15 protein-coding genes and 3 tRNA genes are annotated in these 18,236 nt (G+C 74.5%); 11 read left to right on the top strand and 7 right to left on the bottom strand.

From position 1 onward, the window contains the following. On the bottom strand, positions 1-355 hold a 355-nt coding region (locus tag ABTZ17_RS11005; protein WP_502994639.1), incomplete at its 3' end, for an SCO2400 family protein. 93 nt (positions 356-448) lie between these two features. Here ABTZ17_RS11005 and ABTZ17_RS11010 point away from each other — a divergent pair. Then, complete coding sequence (locus ABTZ17_RS11010) at positions 449-1,033, top strand: hypothetical protein (RefSeq protein ID WP_352195258.1); 585 nt, start codon at positions 449-451, stop codon at positions 1,031-1,033. A gap of 75 nt (positions 1,034-1,108) precedes the next feature. Here the strand turns inward: ABTZ17_RS11010 and ABTZ17_RS11015 are convergent, their stop codons facing one another. Then, positions 1,109-1,819 (bottom strand): esterase/lipase family protein, encoded by a 711-nt coding sequence (locus tag ABTZ17_RS11015; protein ID WP_352195259.1) that lies wholly within the window; start codon positions 1,817-1,819, stop codon positions 1,109-1,111. Positions 1,820-2,082: 263 nt separating this feature from the next. Here ABTZ17_RS11015 and ABTZ17_RS11020 point away from each other — a divergent pair, with 263 nt between their 5' ends. Both ABTZ17_RS11020 and ABTZ17_RS11025 read left to right on the top strand, forming a co-directional pair. Further along, positions 2,083-3,120: a rod shape-determining protein gene (locus ABTZ17_RS11020; RefSeq protein WP_352195260.1), complete on the top strand. Its 1,038-nt coding sequence runs from the start codon at positions 2,083-2,085 to the stop codon at positions 3,118-3,120. Positions 3,121-3,124: 4 nt separating this feature from the next. Continuing rightward, positions 3,125-4,759, top strand: coding sequence for a sensor histidine kinase (locus ABTZ17_RS11025; RefSeq protein ID WP_502994640.1), 1,635 nt, complete (start codon positions 3,125-3,127; stop codon positions 4,757-4,759). A 45-nt stretch (positions 4,760-4,804) separates the two neighbouring features. Here the strand turns inward: ABTZ17_RS11025 and ABTZ17_RS11030 are convergent, their stop codons facing one another. After that, positions 4,805-5,242 (bottom strand): Lrp/AsnC family transcriptional regulator, encoded by a 438-nt coding sequence (locus ABTZ17_RS11030; protein ID WP_352195261.1) that lies wholly within the window; start codon positions 5,240-5,242, stop codon positions 4,805-4,807. Between the two features lie 70 nt (positions 5,243-5,312). Here ABTZ17_RS11030 and ABTZ17_RS11035 point away from each other — a divergent pair, with 70 nt between their 5' ends. The 3 genes from ABTZ17_RS11035 to ABTZ17_RS11045 are packed head-to-tail and all read left to right on the top strand — an operon-like array spanning position 5,313 to position 8,936. Next, positions 5,313-5,990 (top strand): LysE family transporter, encoded by a 678-nt coding sequence (locus tag ABTZ17_RS11035; protein WP_352195262.1) that lies wholly within the window; start codon positions 5,313-5,315, stop codon positions 5,988-5,990. Between the two features lie 17 nt (positions 5,991-6,007). After that, positions 6,008-7,483, top strand: coding sequence for an acyl-CoA synthetase (locus ABTZ17_RS11040; RefSeq protein ID WP_352195263.1), 1,476 nt, complete (start codon positions 6,008-6,010; stop codon positions 7,481-7,483). Continuing rightward, a complete protein-coding gene (locus tag ABTZ17_RS11045; RefSeq protein ID WP_352195264.1) occupies positions 7,476-8,936 on the top strand; it encodes a carboxyl transferase domain-containing protein in 1,461 nt (486 codons plus the stop codon). Before ABTZ17_RS11040 ends, ABTZ17_RS11045 begins: the two co-directional genes overlap by 8 nt. A gap of 99 nt (positions 8,937-9,035) precedes the next feature. On the opposite strand, the gene ABTZ17_RS11050 is transcribed toward ABTZ17_RS11045, so the two are convergent. Next, positions 9,036-10,373 carry an MFS transporter gene (locus ABTZ17_RS11050; protein WP_502994642.1) on the bottom strand — a complete coding sequence of 446 codons (1,338 nt, stop codon included), beginning with the start codon at positions 10,371-10,373 and terminating at the stop codon, positions 9,036-9,038. Between the two features lie 249 nt (positions 10,374-10,622). Here ABTZ17_RS11050 and ABTZ17_RS11055 point away from each other — a divergent pair, with 249 nt between their 5' ends. Continuing rightward, entirely contained in the window at positions 10,623-11,792 is a 1,170-nt protein-coding gene (locus ABTZ17_RS11055; RefSeq protein WP_352195265.1) for a carboxylate-amine ligase, read from the top strand. A gap of 207 nt (positions 11,793-11,999) precedes the next feature. Here ABTZ17_RS11055 and ABTZ17_RS11060 read toward each other — a convergent pair. The 3 genes from ABTZ17_RS11060 to ABTZ17_RS11070 form a co-directional block, all read right to left on the bottom strand. Then, positions 12,000-12,073: transfer RNA gene (locus tag ABTZ17_RS11060), tRNA-Ile, on the bottom strand. 188 nt (positions 12,074-12,261) lie between these two features. Continuing rightward, positions 12,262-12,334 (bottom strand) — tRNA-Asn (locus ABTZ17_RS11065). A 5-nt stretch (positions 12,335-12,339) separates the two neighbouring features. Next, positions 12,340-12,412 (bottom strand) — tRNA-Asn (locus tag ABTZ17_RS11070). Between the two features lie 158 nt (positions 12,413-12,570). On the opposite strand from ABTZ17_RS11070, the gene ABTZ17_RS11075 reads away from it, so the two are divergent. From ABTZ17_RS11075 to ABTZ17_RS11090, 4 genes are all read left to right on the top strand, one after another. Beyond that, the gene (locus tag ABTZ17_RS11075) at positions 12,571-12,870 is read left to right on the top strand and encodes a YtxH domain-containing protein (RefSeq protein ID WP_352195266.1); all 300 of its coding nucleotides are present in this window, start codon (positions 12,571-12,573) and stop codon (positions 12,868-12,870) included. Positions 12,871-12,922: 52 nt separating this feature from the next. Beyond that, positions 12,923-14,362: an FGGY family carbohydrate kinase gene (locus ABTZ17_RS11080; RefSeq protein ID WP_352195267.1), complete on the top strand. Its 1,440-nt coding sequence runs from the start codon at positions 12,923-12,925 to the stop codon at positions 14,360-14,362. Positions 14,363-14,577: 215 nt separating this feature from the next. After that, positions 14,578-16,311, top strand: a complete 1,734-nt coding sequence (locus ABTZ17_RS11085) for an ABC transporter ATP-binding protein (protein ID WP_352195268.1) — start codon at positions 14,578-14,580, stop codon at positions 16,309-16,311. Beyond that, positions 16,308-18,230 carry an ABC transporter ATP-binding protein gene (locus ABTZ17_RS11090; protein ID WP_352195269.1) on the top strand — a complete coding sequence of 641 codons (1,923 nt, stop codon included), beginning with the start codon at positions 16,308-16,310 and terminating at the stop codon, positions 18,228-18,230. Before ABTZ17_RS11085 ends, ABTZ17_RS11090 begins: the two co-directional genes overlap by 4 nt. Positions 18,231-18,236: the final 6 nt, after the last annotated feature.

Raw genomic sequence — 18,236 nt, forward strand, 5'->3', positions numbered from 1 at the left:
GTCGCGCGGCGGCGGCCCGGCGGCGCCCGCCCCGGCGGCCCCCGGGCGCGACCCGGCGGCCGGCGGGCTCGGCGGACCCCAGCCGTACGGCGGGCAGCTCGCCCGTGGCGGGCCCGTCCGCGCCGCCGTACGGAGGCGGGGCCTGGGGGGCGCCGAAGGGTCCGGCGGGCGGTTCCCCGGGGCCGTACGCGCCGGCGTCCGGGTGAGCCCCCGCGTCCGGGTACGCACCGGCGTCCGGGTACGGGGCCGGGGCGGGGGCCGCGGGGCGGGCGGCGAGCAGGTCGGCGGGGGTTCCACAGCCGGCACAGGCCAGCGCGCCGTTGAGGTGCCTGCGGCAGGAGTGGCAGTAGTCCATGGCGCCCGCAGGCTACGTGCCGGGCGGGCACGGGGAGGTCCCGGGCCTGTAAGGATCCTGTGTGGAAATCCGTCCATGGGGAAATCTGGTCGCATGACCGCCGCGCCCCAGCCCGCCGCCCCCTTCGGCAAGGCCGCCTTCCAGTTGGTCCTGCTCCGTCGGATGGCCGACTTCCAGCCCGAACGGGTCGAGGAGGCCAGGCGTTCCCTGGGGGCCTCCGCGGCCGACCAGCGGGAGGCGAACCGGCGCTGGCAGGCCATGGTCCGCTCGCCGCGGTCCCGCGGGGCCCTGGCCCGGTACCGGTCGGTGCTGGGGCCTCCGGAGTCCACGGGCCGGCGGCGGGTCGGCGACCTGGAGTGCGAGGTGCTGCTCTGGGCCCTGCCGCTGTGGCCCTCGTTGCGCTTCGAGGTGATGGCCGGGCCGGGCGGGGAGGTGTGGAACGAGTGGCTGGTGCGGGCCCCGGGCGAGCCCCCGTACCGGCCCGCCTCGACGGCGGACCTGCGCCCGTGGTCCTGCACGGTGGACGAGGTGGCGCGGGCCTTCGCGCCGGTGCGCCCGATGGAGGGCGGCGCGCCCACCCGGTGGCGGCTCGCGTTCGCGGAGCCGGGCACCGGGCGGGCCTGCGTGGCGGAGTTCACCTGGGGGCTGCTCCAGCGGTGGGAGTTCCCCGGGGGCTGAGGCGGCGCGGAGGGCCCGGCCGCCGGTCCGTCAGGTACCGGGAGGTCGGCCGCCGGGAGGGTGGCCGCCGGCCGGTCAGCTGCCGAGGAAGGCCCGGACGCCCGCGGAGACCCCGTCGTCGCCGAGCAGTTCGTTGTGCTCGAGGCAGCCCGCGTAGGTGTTCAGGGCGCCGCTCAGCGGGACGCTGCCGTCGGGGTTGATGACCTCGTCGCAGTCCGACCAGAAGGTGGCGTAGGCCGTGCTCCCGGGGGTCTCGTCGCCCTCGGCGAGCTTGCGCTGCACGTACGAGCCGGGGCTCATGTCCCGGCACGCCTGGTCCCAGATGACGCACCCCCAGCTGATGTACGTGCCGTGGTTGGGACCCGCCAGGGAGACCCAGCGGGCCACGGAGGAGGTGCCGCCGCCGTGCTTGAGGTACCAGCGGCTGACCAGGGAGCCGAAGGAGTGCGCGACCACGTCCACCTGCGCGGCGCCGGTCTGGCGGCGGACCTGGGCCACGTACTCGGCGAAGCGGCCGGCGAGGACCTCGTTCACGGACTGGTGGGTGTCGTAACCCCAGGAGAACAGCTGCGAGTCGGCGTACCCGTCGGCCCGTAGGTCGGCGCGGAGGCTCCCCCAGACGCCCGGGTCGGCGTTGTAACCGTGGACGAACACCACCGGATTGCGGAGAAGTGCCTGGTCGGAGCCGGTTCTGACCACCCGTTCGGCGGCTCCGGCCGGGAGCGGGGCGAGCAGGAGGGCGATCAGGGCGAAGAGGGCGGCCATTTTCTGGCGGACCGTCAGCACGGCGTCTCCCTTATCCGGTTACGCGTGAGTAGTAGCGGCATGGTGGGGCCCGACACGCCAGAAGACCACCCCCGTGCAGCACCTTCCGACCCTCGCGGCCCAGCGCCCCCATCCCCCCGACCGGACCACCCCAACGCGGCATATGTCCGTTTTGCCCGAAATGATGCGAATGAAGATCAGGGGTTCCGGGCCCTCCGGAAGCCCCTCCGGACCGCCCCGCACCACCGCACCGACCCCGCACCACCGCCTCGGGAGGATCAGCCGTGACCGTCAGCCTCGAGCAGCTGCGCCGCTGCCACATCGCCGTCGACCTGGGAGCCGCCCGCACCCGCGTCTACGTCAAGGGCGCCGGACTGGTCGTCGACGAGCCCAGCGTCGCGGCCGTCAACATCCGCACCGGCGCGCTCATCGCCGTCGGCTCCTTCGCGGAGCGGATGACGGGCCGCACCCCCGACTACATCCGCGTGGTCCGCCCCGTCTCCGGCGGCACCGTCGTCGACATCGAGATGGCCCAGCGGATGCTCCGTCACCTGCTCGGCGAGAAGCTGCGCCGCGCGCTGCGCCGCAAGCCCCGGCTCCGGGCCGCCGCCTGCACCCCGCACGACGCCGACCCGCTCGCGCAGCGCGCCGCCGTCGAGACCCTCGTCGGCCTCGGCGCCCGCCGGGTGGAGCTGGTGGACACCCTGATCGCGGCGGCCGTCGGCTGCGGCCTCCCCGTGGAACAACCCACCGCCACCATGATCATGGTGTGCGGGGCCGCGGCCACCCAGATCGCCGTGCTCTCCCTCGGCTCCATCGTCACCGCCGAACGGGTCGGCGTCGGCGGCGACGCCGTGGACCACGCGATCGTGCAGCACCTCCGCCACCAGCACGAGCTGATGCTGCCGAGCCAGGCCGTCCGCCCCCTCCAGCTCGCCCTGCACGGCAACGGCCTCACCGAGCACGGACCGGCCTCCACCCTGATCCACGGCCGGGACGTGGCCACCGGCCTGGCCCGCTCGGTCCACGTGGACACCGCAGCCGTCCGCGACGCCATCCACACCCCGCTCACCGCCGTCCTCGACGGCATCGGCAAGGTGCTCCGGGACTGCCCGCCGGACCTGGTCGCCGACCTGACGGACCGGGGGATCATGATGGTGGGAGGCAGCGCCCTGCTGCCGGGCCTGGACCAGATGCTGCGCGTGGCCACCGGCATGCCCGTGCACATCGCGGAACGGCCCGACGTGTGCGCCGTGCTCGGTCTCGGCGCGATGCTGGAAGGAAAGATCGCCCCCATGGTCCTGGACCCGCTCTCCGAGTGACCGCGTGAGCCCCGAGCCCGGAACCGCCGGCACCCCCCGAGACCCCCGCCCCGACCCCGGACCGGACCCCGGTCCGGACCCCGGTCCGGGGCAGGCCCTGCCCGTCCTCCTGGAGGCCGTGCTCAGCGTGGGCTCGGAGCTGGAGCTGCGCAGCACGCTCCAGCACATCGTGGACTCCGCCCGGGCGTTGTGCGGCGCCCGCTACGGGGCCCTCGGCGTCATCGAGCCGGACGCCGAGACCGGCGGCCGCCTCACCGAGCTGATCACCTCCGGGATGACGGAGGAGGAGCGCGCCCGGATCCCCCGACTGCCCGACGGGCGGTCGGGGCTGCTCGGCGCCCTGATCCGCGACCCCCGCCCGCTCCTCGTCCCCGACCTCGCCGCCGACCCGCGGGCCGCCGGCTTCCCGCCGGGCCACCCGCCGATGCGCGGGTTCGTCGGCGTCCCCATCCGGGTGCACACCGAGGTCTTCGGGAACCTGTACCTCACCGACCGGCAGGACGGCGGCTCCTTCACCGAGGCCGACCTCGCCCTGCTGCGGGTCCTCGCCTCCCAGGCCGGGATAGCGATCGGCAACGCCCGGCTCTACGACACCGCCCGCCGCCGCGAGCGGTGGATCGAGGGGGCCGCGGCCGTCACCACCACCCTGCTCGCGGGCAGCCCCGCCGAGGACGCCCTGATGTGCGTGGCCGAACGGGCCCGCCTGCTGGCGGACGCCGCGGCCGGAGTGATCCTCCAGCCGACCCGGGAGGGCGGTATGGAGATCGTCGCCGCCTCCACCCACGAGGACCCCGCCGGGATCGTCGGCACCACCATCGCCCCGGGCAGCCCGGTGCTGGCACAGCTGCTGGGCGGGGAGCCGGTGTTCGTGGCGGACTCGGCCACCGACCCGCGGATGACCACGCACGTCCGGGAACGGTTCGGCCCCAGCATGCTGCTGCCCCTCCAGAGCGGCGGCCAGCTGATCGGCACCCTGGCCCTCCCCCGGCACCGCGGCGGCCGGCCCTACGACGCCGTGGACCGGCTGCTGGCCTCGCAGTTCGCCTCCCAGGCGGCGCTGGCCCTGGTCCTGGCCGACGCCCAGCACGACCGGGAGCGGCTCGCCGTGTACGAGGACCGCGACCGGATCGCCCGGGACCTGCACGACCTGGTGGTGCAGCGGCTGTTCGCCACCGAGATGATGCTGGACGCCACCCGGCGGCGGGGCGCGGCGGCGGTCGAGCCGGAGACCGAGGCCGTCGGGGACGAGTTGGGGCGGGCCGTGGACGAGCTGGACTCCACGATCCAGGAGGTCCGGACCGCGATCTTCGCGCTCCAGCAGCCGCCCTCCGACGCGCCCGCGACCTTCCGCGGCCGGGTGCTGCGCGAGACCGGCGGGGCGGCGGTGCTGCTGGGGTTCCAGCCCTCGGTGACGTTCACGGGCGCGGTGGACGCGCTGGTGCGGGACGGGGTGGCGGCCGATCTGCTGTCGGCGCTGCGGGGCGCGCTGGCGGCGGCCCACCGGCGGGCCGAGGTCACCTCCATCGAGGTGTCGGTGGCGGCGGATCCGGCCGGGGTGCGCCTGACGGTCCGCGACGACGGTCGCGGCGGGCCGGGCAGCGGCCGGGGCACCACCGTGACCTGGTCCTCCGCCCTGTAGGCGGCGCGACCCGGGCCGGAGCCCCGGGGCGGTTCGGGGCCGGGCTCAGGGGGCGGGGCGGGTGGCGGCGCGCAGGGCGATGCGGGTGTTGGAGTGGGCGACGCCCGCCTCCTTCTTGAGGCGCCGCAGCAGTCCGTCGAGGGCGGCCGGGTCCGCGGCCCGGGCCCGCACCAGGTAGTCGTGCTCCCCGGTGACGTGCACCACCTCGGTGATCCCGGGGAGTCGGGCCACCGCCTTCTCGAACTCCTCGTTGGTGGCGTCCAGGCGCAGGGTGACGTCGATGAAGACGACCAGCCCGCCGCCGCCCTCCGCGGCCGGGTCCACCAGGGTGGTGAAGCCTCGGATCACTCCGTCGCGGCGCATCCGGCGCACCCGGTCGGCGGCGGCGTTGGCGCTGAGTCCGACCCGGACGCCGAGGTCGCGGTACGAGATCCGCGCATCCCGCTGGAGGACGCCGAGGATCTCCCTGTCGATGCGGTCCATCCCGCGATTGTCGCAGTCACGGCCGGAACGCGCCCGCACTCCGCGCACCGCGGGCCGCCTACTGTCCGGCATGAGCGAACTGACGACGACCGCGGTGGCGGGAGCCGCCGCGGGGCTGGGCGTGGCAGTGCCGGTGGGGGCCATCGGGGTGCTGCTGGTGCAGGAGAGCATGCGGGGCCCGCGCCGGGCCGCGCACGCGGCGGCGGCCGCCGTGGCGGTGGTGGACATGGCGTACGCGGGGCTGGCGACGGCCGTGGGCCCGCTGGTGGCGCAGGCGCTCGGCGGGGTGGAGGCGTGGGTGCGGCTGCTGTCGGCCGTGATCCTGCTGACCCTGGCGGGCACGGGGCTGTACCGCTCGCGCGGGCCGGGGCCGGTGGTGGCCGAGGACGCCTCCGCCGCCGGCGCGGGGGACGCCCGGGCGGGCGGTCCGGCGGGCGGCGACACGGCGTCGGGCGGGGCCGTGCGGGCCTTCCTCCGGTTCGCCGCGCTGACGGCCGTGAACCCCACCACCGCCCTGTACTTCGCGGCGCTGACCACCGCGCAGGGCGCCTCGCTGGCCGGTGGACCGGCGGCGGTGGTGTTCACCGGGGCGGTGCTGCTGGCCTCGTTGGTCTGGCAGCAACTGCTGGTGACGGCGGGTTCCTTCGCCGGTGCGCGGATCTCCGCGCGGGCCCGCGCCTGGACCTTCCGGGCGGGTTACGGACTGGTTGCCGTCTACGCGGTGAAGATCGCCCTTCCCCTCCCGTGAACGCCTAAGGTGAGGCCGTGGCCACCCTTTTCCCCGCCCTCGACGCGCTCCCGCACCCGGACCGGACCGCCCTGCGGTTCGGTGGACGCGCCCTCACCTACGCCGGGCTGGCGGCGGCCTCGGCCGCGCTGGCCGAGCGGATCGGCGGCGCGGGGCGGGTGGCGTTGTGGGCCACGCCCTCGCTGGAGACGGCGGTCGCCGCGGTCGCGGCCCTGCGGGCCGGTGTGCCGGTCGTCCCCCTGAACCCGAAGACGGGCGAACGGGAGCTGGCGCACATCCTGGCCGACAGCACCCCCGCCCTCGTGCTCGCCGCCGCCGGGGTCGAACTGCCCGCAGGCCTGGAGGAGCTGCCCCGTACGGACGTCCCGACGGACGTCCCCACGGACGTCCCGACGGAGGCGCCCCCGGGCGCGGGGGCCACCGGCCCCGAGGACACCGCCTTCGTGATCTACACCTCCGGCACCACCGGCCCGCCCAAGGGGGCCCTTCTGCCGCGGCGGGCCGTCGCGGCCACCCTGGACGCCCTGGAGGACTCCTGGGAGTGGACGGAGTCCGACACCGTGGTGCACGCGCTGCCGCTGTTCCACGTGCACGGGCTGGTGCTCGGCACGCTGGGACCGCTGCGCCGCGGCGGGACCGTGCACCACCTCGGCTCCTTCTCCCCCGAGGGCGTGACCGCCGCCCTCGCGGCGGGCGGCACCATGCTGTTCGGGGTGCCGACCATGTACCACCGGCTGGCCGGCGCGGTGTCCGGGGACCCGGGGCTCGCCGCCGCCCTCACCGGGGCCCGGCTGCTGGTCTCCGGTTCGGCGGGGCTGCCGCTGCACGACCACGAGCGGATCTCCGCCGCCACCGGCCGCCGCGTGATCGAGCGGTACGGGATGACGGAGACCCTGATGAACACCAGCGTACGCGCCGACGACGCGGCCTCCGCGCCGGGCACCGTGGGCGTGCCGGTGCGCGGGGTGGAACTGCGCCTGGTGGACGAGGACGGCTCCGCGCTGGCCCCGACCGCTTCCGCGGACGGGGAGACCATCGGGGAGATCCAGGTGCGCGGCCCGAACCTCTTCACCGCGTACCTGAACCGGCCCGACGCCACCGCCGCCGCCTTCACCGCGGACGGCTGGTTCCGCACCGGTGACATGGCCACCCGGGACGCCGCCGGACACGTGCGGATCGTCGGCCGGAAGGCCACCGACCTGATCAAGAGCGGCGGGTTCAAGATCGGCGCGGGCGAGATCGAGAACGCCCTCCTGGACCACCCGCGGGTCCGCGAGGCCGCCGTCACCGGCGAGCCCGACCCGGACCTCGGGGAACGGGTCACCGCCTGGATCGTGCCCGCCGACCCGGACCGCCCGCCCACCGCCGACGAGTTGGCCGACCACGTGGCCCGCACCCTCGCCCCGCACAAGCGGCCCCGGACGGTCCACTACCTCGACGCCCTGCCGCGCAACGACCTCGGGAAGATCATGAAGAGGTCCCTCCATGGCTGAGCCCGGGGCGCAGCCCTCCCCCGCCGGCCCCGGCCCGGCCCCGGCCGCCCCGCGGCTCTCCGCCCGTGAGGCCCTGGCCGCCGTGACCGACCCGGGCAGCTTCACCGAGCTGCCCGCCCCGGCCGTGCCGCCGGGCCCGACCCCGGCCGACGGGCCACTGGGCTGGGAGGGGTACGACGACTCCCGGGCCCGCGCGGCGGACCGCACCGGCGAGGAGGAGTCGGTGGTCTGCGGCACCGCCCGGATCGGCGGCCGCGAGACCGTCCTCGTCTCCTTCGAGTTCCTGTTCCTCGGCGGCTCCCTCGGGCAGCGCACCGGTGACCGGCTGGAGGCCGCCTACGCCCTGGCCCGCGCACGACGCCTGCCGCTGGTCTCGTTGATCGCCACCGGCGGCTCCCGGATGCAGGAGGGCATGCTCGCCCTCACCCAACTCCAGCGGGTGGCACGGCAGTCGGTACTGACCCGGTCCGCGGGCCTGCCCCAGCTGGCCGTGTTGCGCGACCCGACCACCGGTGGCGGCTGGGCCACGCTCGGGGCGGGCGCCGACGTGGTGCTGGCGCTGCCGGGGGCACAGGTCGGCTTCGCGGGCTCCCGGGTGCGGCCCGCCGACGCCGATCCGGCCGCGTACACGGCGGAGAGCCAGTACGCCGGCGGCCACGTGGACGAGGTCGTACCGGCCGCCCGGCTGCGGGCCGCGCTCGCCGACTGGCTGCTGCTCCTCGCCCCCGGCCCCGCCGGTCCGGCCGGCCCCGGCTTCCCCGCCGGAGCCGGTGCCGGCGCCGAGGGGGAAGGGACCCCCGAGCCCGCCGAGCCGCCCGCCGCGCTGGCCGCGGCCCCCGAGCCCGCCTCGGGTTGGGAGGCCGTCCGGCAGGCCCGACACCCGGGCCGCCCCCGCGCGGACGCCTACCTGGACTCCTACTTCGAGCTGCGCCGCGAGCTCTCCGGCGACCGGGCGGGCGGCACCGACCCGGGCGTGCGGTGCGGCTTCGGCCTGCACCAGGGCCGCACCGTGGCCTACGCCGCCCAGTGCGGCACCGCCACCCGCCCGGCCGGCTACCGCACCGCGACCCGGCTGATCTCGCTGGCCGACCGGCTCGGCATCCCCGTCCTCACCCTGGTGGACACCCCCGGCGCCGCCAATGACGCGGTTGCCGAACGGGCCGGCGCGGGCGCCGCCATCGCGGGCACCTTCGCCGCGGTCGCCGGGGCCCGGGTGCCCGTCACCACCCTGCTCATCGGCGAGGGCGGCTCGGGCGGGGCACTGGCCCTGGCCGCGCCCGGCAACACCTGGGTCACCCCGGACAGCTACTTCTCGGTGATCGCACCCGAGTTGGCCACGGCCATCCTCAAGCGCCCCGCCGACCAGGCCCCGCGCACCGCCGACCAACTGCGCCTGCGCCCCCAGGACCTGGTCGAGCTGGGCGTGGCCCGCGGCGTGGTCGCCCCGGCCTGAGCCCGGGACGCGCGGTCGCACCACGGGGCGCGGGACGCGGTCGGGGCGCGGTCGGCGCCGAGGGCTCGGCCGGCGCTCGGTCGGGCGCCGAGGGGCCGGTCAGGGTTGCGGGTCGCGGGCGTCGTAGCGGGCGAATCCGCGCCAGCGGGCCCCGAGCACGGCCACCGCGAGCACGCACGCGATCCCGCCGCCGGTGATGGCGGTCCGGGGCGAGGCGAGGTCGGCGGTCACCCCGGCGAGGAAGTCGCCGAGCCGCGGGCCGCCCGCCACCACCACGATGAACACGCCCTGGAGCCGGCCGCGCATCTCGTCGGGGGTGGCGGTCTGGAGCATCGTGCTGCGGAACACCATGGACACCGTGTCGGACCAGCCCGCCAGGGCCAGGAAGAACAGCCCCCACCAGAGGTCCCGGGTGAGACCGAAGACGGCGATCGCGGTGCCCCAGGCGGCCACCGACACCAGGATGGCCAGCCCGTGCCGCCGGATCCGGCCGGTCCACCCGGAGAACAGCCCGCCGAGCAGCGCGCCGACCGCCGGCGCGGCGACCAGCAGACCGACCGTCCTGGCGTCCCCGTCGTACCAGAGCACGGCGACGGCCGGGAACAGCGCGCGGGGGTGGGCCAGGACCATGGCGCACATGTCGGAGAAGAAGGTCATGCGGACGTTGGGGCGGGTGGCGAGGAACCGCAGCCCGTCCAGGACGGAGGCCCGGCCCCGCTTGTCCCCGGCGCGGTCGGGCTTCATCGGGGGCAGCCGCCACATCGCGTACAGGGCGGCGGCGAAGGTGACGGCGTCGATGAGGTAGGCCGCCTGGTAGCCCCACCAGCCCACGATCAGTCCGCCGAGCATCGGCCCGGCCATCATGCCGGTGGTGTTGGTGACGGAGCCGAGGGCGTTCGCGGCGGGCAGCTGCTCGGGCGGCAGCAGCTTGGGGATCATGGCGTTGCGGGCGGGCGAGATCAACGCGAAGCACACCGCCTGGAGGGCCACCACGGTGTAGAGGAACCAGACCCGGTGGTAGCCGGCGAGGGCGGCGGCGGCCAGGGCCACCGACAGTCCGGCGGCCCCGGCGGCGCTGTACAGACCGAGCTTGCGCCGGTCCACGGTGTCCGCGATGGCCCCGCCGTACAGCCCGAACACCACCAGCGGCACCAGCGAGAAGAGCCCGACCAGGCCCACGGAGAAGCTGGAGCCGGTGATGTCGTACACCTGGAGGGAGATCGCGAGGGCCGTCATGCCCTGGCCGAGCCAGGAGATGGTGTTGCCGGTCCACAGCCGCCGGTAGTCCGCCGACTCCCGCAGCGGGGTGAGGTCGGCGAAGATCCGGGAGCGGCGCGGGGCGGGGTCCGGCGGGGCGGCCTTCGGGTCCGGCGCGGGGGTGTCGTCCGCCCCCGGGAGGTCCGTGCCGCGGGCGTCGGGGCCCTCCGGGCCGGGTATGTCCGAGGTCGTTCGAGTCACACGCGATGCTAACCGTCCCGCTTCGCGACCGAAAACGGATTCCCGCTGGGCGGACACCCCCCGTCCGCCCCTTCCCCACGGGCCCGTCCACGCCTCCCGCACATCTGCCGTTCGCATCGGGGTACCCGTTGAACTCGCCTTTGTTTACCGGGGATTGACCGAAACAGCGTTCGCCCGGAGCCTCGGGGCGGCTCATCATGAAACGACTCGTATGTCCAGGGAGGCGAAGTGATCGAACCTGGCAAGAGCACTTCAGGAACTTCCGGAACCGGCACCGGACTGCGGGGGGCCGACCCGGCTCCCGCGACCCTCACCCTCGGCGTGGAGGAGGAGTTCCTCCTCGTGGACCCCCGGACCTGGCGGCTGGCCCCGGTCGCCGCCGAGGTGCTCGCCTCGGTGGGCGGGGGCCGCCCCGAACTCCACTCCGAGGGCACCCGCTACCAGCTGGAGATCGCCAGCCCCGTCGCCACCACCGCGATCGGACTCCGCGACGAACTGGCCTCGCTGCGGCGCCTGTTGGCCAAGGCCGCCCGTGAGCACGGCTGCCGGCTGCTCGCCAGCCCCTCCCCGGTGCTGGCCCGGCAGGCCCCGCTCCACCTGAACCACGACGAACCCCGCCAGCGCGAGCAGTTCCAGCGGTTCGGGGCCCTCACCGACAACCTGATCGGCTGCGGCCGCCACATCCACGTCGGCACCCTCGACACCGACACCGCCGTCGCCGTGGCCAACCGGATCCGCCCCTGGCTGCCCACCCTGATCGCCCTCGGCGCCAACTCCCCCTTCTGGGACGGCCGGGACACCGGGCACGCCAGCTGGCGCGCGCTGGCCTGGGGCTCCTGGCCCTCCGCGGGCCTGCCCCCGCACTTCTCCTCCACCGCGCACTACCGGCACTCCGTCCAGCTGCTGCTGAACTCCGGGGCCGCCCTCGACGTCAAGATGGTCTACTGGGACCTCCGCCCCTCGGGCAGCTGGCCCACCCTGGAGATCCGGGCCCCCGACATGTCCCCCGACCTCGACGCGGCCGTGCTCCAGGCCGCCCTCGGGCGGGCCCTCGTCGCCACCGCCCTCCGTGACCTGGACGCCGGGGACCCCTCCCCCGTCCCCCGCGACGAGATCCTCCGCCTCGCCCGCTGGCGGGCGGCGCACGACGGACTGGAGGGCTACGGCCTCGACCCGTACACGGGGGCCGAGGTCCCCGCCGCCGCCCTCGCGGAAGCGCTGCTGGACCACCTCGCCCCGGCCCTGGCCGCCGCGGGCGACCTCGGCCACGCCTCGGCCGCCCTCACGGACCTGCTGCGGGAGGGCTCCGGCGCCCACCGCCAACGCGCCGTCCACGCCCGCCGCGGCAGCCTCGCGGACGTCCTCCACCACCTGGCCGACGCCACCGAGGACCTGTAACCGGCACCGGGCCCGCACCGCCCGGCCGGACGCCCGCGTCCCGCACGCCCGCGGTCCGCGCCCCCGCCCCACCCCCGGCGGGAGCGCCCCGAACGGGGTCACCGCCCCGCGCACCGCCCCCGAAAAGCCGAAGTGCCCCGACCCGGTGGACCCGGGCGGGGCACTGAACGAGCCGGTCGCATCGTTTCTGCGCGACAGGCCCTGCGGTGGGGCGGGTGGGACTCGAACCCACGGCCGACGGATTATGAGTCCGCTGCTCTAACCGGCTGAGCTACCGCCCCTCCACGGCGTGGCGCGTACATGTGTGCGCGCCGTCTGCCGCAGCATAGCCGCTCATACGATCTCCTGCTCCGGATGGCCCGCGTGATCGGCTGCGCTCGCGGAGTGAGACCGTTCCGAGCCGTGGGCGGTTCCCGGGAGGGGCCCGGAAAACACGAAAGAGGACCCGCCTGGGTCCTCTGTCGATCAGCTCCCCCGACTGGACTCGAACCAGTAACCTGCCGGTTAACAGCCGGCTGCTCTGCCAATTGAGCTACAGGGGATCGCGCTCCCCCGACTGGACTCGAACCAGTAACCTGCCGGTTAACAGCCGGCTGCTCTGCCAATTGAGCTACAGGGGATTGCTGCGTTGCACCGAACAGTCCTCCCACCGGCTTGCCGGGGGGCGGTCGCTCGCTGCGAGACATAGATTAGCGCAAGCAGGGGGGTGCTCCGCCAATCGGTATCCCGCGGGGTCCCGGGGGCGGCCGGGCACCGACTCAACGAAGGGTGACAGACCATGCGCTACAGGCTCACGTTCGTCGCCGGACTGGCCCTGGGCTACGTCCTCGGCACGCGTGCGGGGCGGGAGCGGTACGAGCAGATCAAGAAGTCCGCACGGGAGATCGCGCAGAACCCGGCCGTGCGCAACACGGCCGAGACCGCCGCGCAGACCGGGCGGCAGTTCGCGGGGCGGGCCTTCGCCGCCGTGGGCGACAAGGTGGGGGACGCCGTCCCCGACACGGTCAGCGCCCGGATCCGCGCCTTCGCGGGACGCTCCCCCGCAGACGAGGACGAGTGGGGCACCAGCAACACCTGAGCGGCCTACCGCACCGGCGGGTCCGCCCCGCCGGTGCGGCAGAATCTTCCGCATGGGGATAGTCGCCGGGCTGGACAGCTCTTCCGCCTTCACTCGCATCGTCGTCTGCGACACGGACACGGGCGCCGTACTCCGGCAGGGCTATGCCCCCCATCCCCAGCCCGAGGGCGAGAGCAGACCGTACGAGACCGATCCGCAGTCCTGGCTGCTCTCCCTGGGCGAGGCCGCCGGCGGCGGACTGCTCGAAGGGGTGCAGGCCATCGGGGTCTCGGCCCAGCAACACGCGCTGCTGCCGCTGGACTCCGCGGGGAACCTGGTCCGCCCCGCCCTCGTCGGCAACGACAAGCGGGCGCAGGTCGCGGCACTGGAACTGGTGGACGCCCTCGGCGGCCGGGAGGGCTGGGCCGAGGCGGTGGGCAGCGTCCCGCAGCCCGCGCAGCCCGTGGCCAAGCTGGCCTGGCTGGCGCGCACCGAACCGGAGGCGGCCCGGCGCACCGCCATGCTGATGCAGCCGCACGACTGGCTGGTCTGGCAGCTCCTCGGTCGGCCCGCCCGGCGGACCACCGACCGCGGCGCGGCCTCCGGCACCGGCTACTGGTCCCCCGCCACCGGCTCCTACCGGCCCGACCTCGTCGAGCTGGCGCTCGGGCACCGGGCCGTGCTGCCGGAGGTGCTGGGCCCGGCCGAGGCGGCGGGCACCACTCCGGAGGGGCTGCTGATCTCGGCCGGTACCGGGGAGACCATGGCCGCCGCCCTGGGGTTGGGGCTGGCGCCCGGGGACGCGGTGGTCTCGCTGGGGGCCTCCGGCTCCGTGATGGCCGTGCACCACGAGGCGCTGACCGAGCCCTCGGGGACCATCACCTCCCTGGCCGACGCGGCGGGGCTGCACCTGCCGGTCGTGTACACCTCGAACGCGGTCCGGGCGCTGCGCGGCACCGCCGAGCTGTTGGGCACGGACCTGGACGGGCTGTCGGAGCTGGCGCTGAAGTCCACGCCGGGCGCGCACGGACTGGTGCTGCTGCCGTACCTGGAGGGCGAGCGGACCCCGGAGCTGCCGCACGCGGCGGGCACCCTGACCGGGCTGCGGCGGGACTCGATGAAGCCGGAGCACCTGGCGCGGGCCGCGGTGGAGGGCATGCTCTGCGGTCTGGCGGACGCCCTGGACGTCCTGCGTTCGCGCGGGGTGGCGATCCGGCGGGTGTTCCTGCTGGGGGCCGCGGCGGAACTGCCCGCGGTGCAGGCGGCGGCCCCGGGGCTGTTCGGCACGCAGATCGTGGTGCCGCAGCCGGCGGACTACGCGGCGCTGGGCGCGGCCCGGCAGGCCGCCTGGGCGCTGGGCGTGGCGCAGGGCACGCTGGCCGCGCACACCCCGCCGGCCTGGCAGGGCGCGGCGGTGCAGGTGTTCGAGGCGGGCGAGGAGCTGGCGGCCTGGCAGGCGGTGCGGCAGCAGTTCGTGGCCACCCGCGAGCAGCTGCACCCGGGGGCCTTCTGAGGGTGTCGGGGCGGGGTCCCGCGGGCCCCGTCCGGAGCCCGGCCGGGTGTGTCGGGAGCGGGGTCCGGGGTCGTCGGGCGTACGGCCGGAGGGCGTAGGGCCGGGGGCCGTTCGGTCAGCCTTTTGACCTGCCTTTGCGAAAAAGGGTGGGGGTCGGGCCGGTGGGTGGCCGAAGATTGGGGTGACCCCCGATCTTGCCTACCCGGAGCCTGCGCGTGCTCATAAGACTTCTGCGGACCCATCTGGGCCCGTACCGGAAACCCATCGGCCTGCTGGTGCTGCTGCAGCTGCTCCAGACCAGCGCGACCCTGTACCTGCCCACGTTGAACGCGGACATCATCGACAACGGTGTCATCAAGGGCGACACGGGCTACATCCTCGGCTTCGGCGCGCTGATGCTGGGCGTCAGCTTCGTGCAGCTGCTGTGCAACATCGGTGCCGTGTACTTCGGCGCGCGGACGGCCGCGGCGTTGGGGCGGGACGTGCGGGCGGCGGTGTTCGACCGCGTGCAGAGCTTCTCGGCCCGTGAGCTGGGGCAGTTCGGCGCGCCCTCGCTGATCACGCGGACCACGAACGACGTCCAGCAGGTGCAGATGCTGGTGCTGATGTCGTTCACCCTGATGGTCTCGGCGCCGATCATGTGCATCGGCGGCATCGTGATGGCGCTGTCCCTGGACGTGCCGCTGTCGGCGGTGCTGCTGGGCGTGGTGCCGGTGCTCGGTGTCTCGGTGGGGTCGATCGTGGTGCTGACGCGGCCGCTGTTCCGGCAGATGCAGTCGCGGTTGGACACGGTGAACCGGGTGCTGCGGGAGCAGATCAGCGGCAACCGCGTGATCCGGGCCTTCGTCCGGGACGGCTACGAGCGGGACCGGTTCGAGCGGGCCAACACGGAGCTGACGGACGTGTCCCTGTCGGCCGGGCGGCTGATGGCGCTGATGTTCCCCACGGTGATAGTGGTCGTGAACATGTCCAGCGTCGCGGTGGTCTGGTTCGGTGCGATGCGGATCGACAGCGGGGGCATGGAGATCGGCGCGCTGACCGCCTTCCTCGCCTACCTGATGCAGATCGTCATGTCCGTGATGATGGCCACCTTCATGTTCATGATGGTGCCGCGGGCCGAGGTGTGCGCGGAGCGGATCCAGGCGGTGCTGGACACGGAGTCCAGCGTGGTGCCGCCCGCGGACCCGCTGCGGGAGCTGGCGGAGCGCGGGGCGCTGGAGCTGCGGGGCGCGGACTTCCGCTATCCGGGTGCCGAGGCGCCGGTGCTGATCGGGGTGGACCTGGTGGCCCGCCCCGGTGAGACCACGGCGGTGATCGGTTCCACGGGCAGCGGGAAGTCCACGCTGCTGGGCCTGGTGCCCCGGCTGTTCGACGTGACGGGCGGCGAGGTGCTGGTGGACGGCGCGGACGTGCGCCGGATCGATCCGGCGCTGCTGGCCCGCACGGTCGGGATGGTGCCGCAAAAGCCGTACCTGTTCTCGGGGACGGTGGCGTCGAACCTGCGCTACGGCCGGCCGGACGCCACCGACGAGGAGCTGTGGCGGGCCCTGGAAGTCGCCCAGGCCAAGGGCTTCGTCGCGGAGCTGGAGGGCGGTCTGGAGGCGCCGATCGCGCAGGGCGGCACGAACGTGTCGGGCGGGCAGCGGCAGCGACTGGCGATCGCGCGGACGCTGGTGCAGCGCCCGGAGATCTACCTGTTCGACGATTCCTTCTCGGCCCTGGACTACGCGACGGACGCGGCCCTGCGGGCGGCGCTGTCCCGGGAGACGGAGGACGCGACGGTGGTGATCGTGGCGCAGCGCGTCTCGACGATCCGGGACGCCGACCGGATCGTGGTCCTGGACGAGGGCCGGGTCGTGGGGGTGGGCCGGCATCACGAGCTGATGGCGGACAACGAGACGTACCGGGAGATCGTGCTCTCCCAGCTGACGGAGGCGGAGGCCGCATGAGCGGGCCCGGTGGACGGATGATGATGGGGCCCGCGCAGAAGTCGATGGACTTCAAGGGCTCCGGCAAGCGGCTGCTGGCGCAGTTGGCGAAGGACCGGGTCAGGCTGTGGGGCATGGTCGCGGCCGTGGTCGGCAGCGTGACGATGACGGTGATCGGGCCGAAGATCCTCGGGCACGCCACGGACCTGGTGTTCGCGGGGATCGTGGGGCGTCAGATGCCGGCCGGGCAGACGAAGGAGCAGGCCCTTGAGGGGCTGCGGGCCCGGGGCGAGGGCGGCATGGCGGACATGCTGTCGGGGACGGACTTCACGCCGGGTCAGGGCATCGACTTCGGTGCGGTGGGCCGGACGGCGCTGTGGGCGCTGCTGGTGTTCGCGCTGGCGGGGCTGCTGATGCTGGTGGCGACGCGGCTGTCGAACCACGTCATGAACGGCGCGGTGTACCGGCTGCGGCAGGAGTTGCAGGCGAAGCTGTCGCGGCTGCCGCTGTCGTACTTCGACCGGCAGAAGCGCGGTGAGGTGCTGAGCCGGGCGACGAACGACATCGACAACATCGGGCAGACCCTCCAGCAGACGATGGGCCAGTTGCTGAACTCGCTGCTGACCATCGTGGGCGTGCTGGCGATGATGTTCTGGATCTCGCCGTTGCTGGCACTGGTCGCGCTGGTGACGGTGCCGGTCTCGATCGTGATCGCGGCGCGGATCGGCAAGCGGGCGCAGCCGCAGTTCGTGGCCCAGTGGAAGACCACGGGCGCGTTGAACGCGCACGTGGAGGAGATGTACTCGGGCCACACGCTGGTGAAGGTGTTCGGGCGGCAGGAGGAGTCCGCGAAGGTGTTCGCGGAGTCCAACGAGGAGCTGTTCCGGGCCTCGTTCAAGGCGCAGTTCGTCAGTGGTCTGATGCAGCCGGTGATGTTCTTCGTGTCGAACATCAACTACGTGCTGGTGGCGGTGGTCGGTGGGCTGCGGGTGGCCTCGGGCACCCTGTCCATCGGTGACGTGCAGGCCTTCATCCAGTACTCGCGGCAGTTCTCGATGCCGCTGACGCAGGTGGCGTCGATGGCGAACCTGGTGCAGTCCGGGGTGGCCTCGGCGGAGCGGGTGTACGAGCTGCTGGACGCGCCGGAGCAGGAGCCCGAGGCGGAGTTCCCGGAGCGGCCCGCGGAGCTGAAGGGGCAGGTCACGCTGGAGGAGGTGGCCTTCCGCTACGACCCGGAGAAGCCACTGATCGAGAAGCTGTCGCTGTCGGTGGAGCCGGGTCAGACGGTGGCGATCGTGGGTCCGACGGGGGCGGGCAAGACCACCCTGGTGAACCTGCTCATGCGGTTCTACGAGGTGACGGGCGGTCGGATCAGCCTGGACGGGACGGACGTGTCCCGGATGACCCGCGAGGAGCTGCGGGCGGGCATCGGGATGGTGCTCCAGGACACCTGGCTGTTCGGGGGCACGATCGCGGAGAACATCGCCTACGGGGCCTCGCGCGAGGTGACCCGGGAGGAGATCGAGGAGGCGGCGCGGGCCGCGCACGCGGACCGGTTCATCCGGACGCTGCCGGAGGGCTACGACACGCTCCTCGACGACGAGGGCGCGGGGGTCAGCGCGGGCGAGAAGCAGCTCATCACGATCGCGCGGGCCTTCCTGTCGGATCCGGTGATCCTGGTGCTGGACGAGGCGACGAGCTCGGTGGACACCCGTACCGAGGTGCTGATCCAGAAGGCGATGGCCCGGCTGGCGCACGGCCGTACCTCGTTCGTGATCGCGCACCGGCTCTCCACGATCCGGGACGCCGACGTAATCCTGGTGATGGAGAACGGCTCGATCGTGGAGCAGGGCTCGCACGCGGAGCTGCTGGCCGCGGAGGGCGCGTACGCCCGGCTGTACGCGGCGCAGTTCGCGCAGGCGGTGGCCGAGGTGGACTGACCGGGC

It is taken from the genome of Streptomyces sp. NPDC097619 (assembly GCF_040302735.1).
Lineage (GTDB): Bacteria > Actinomycetota > Actinomycetes > Streptomycetales > Streptomycetaceae > Streptomyces.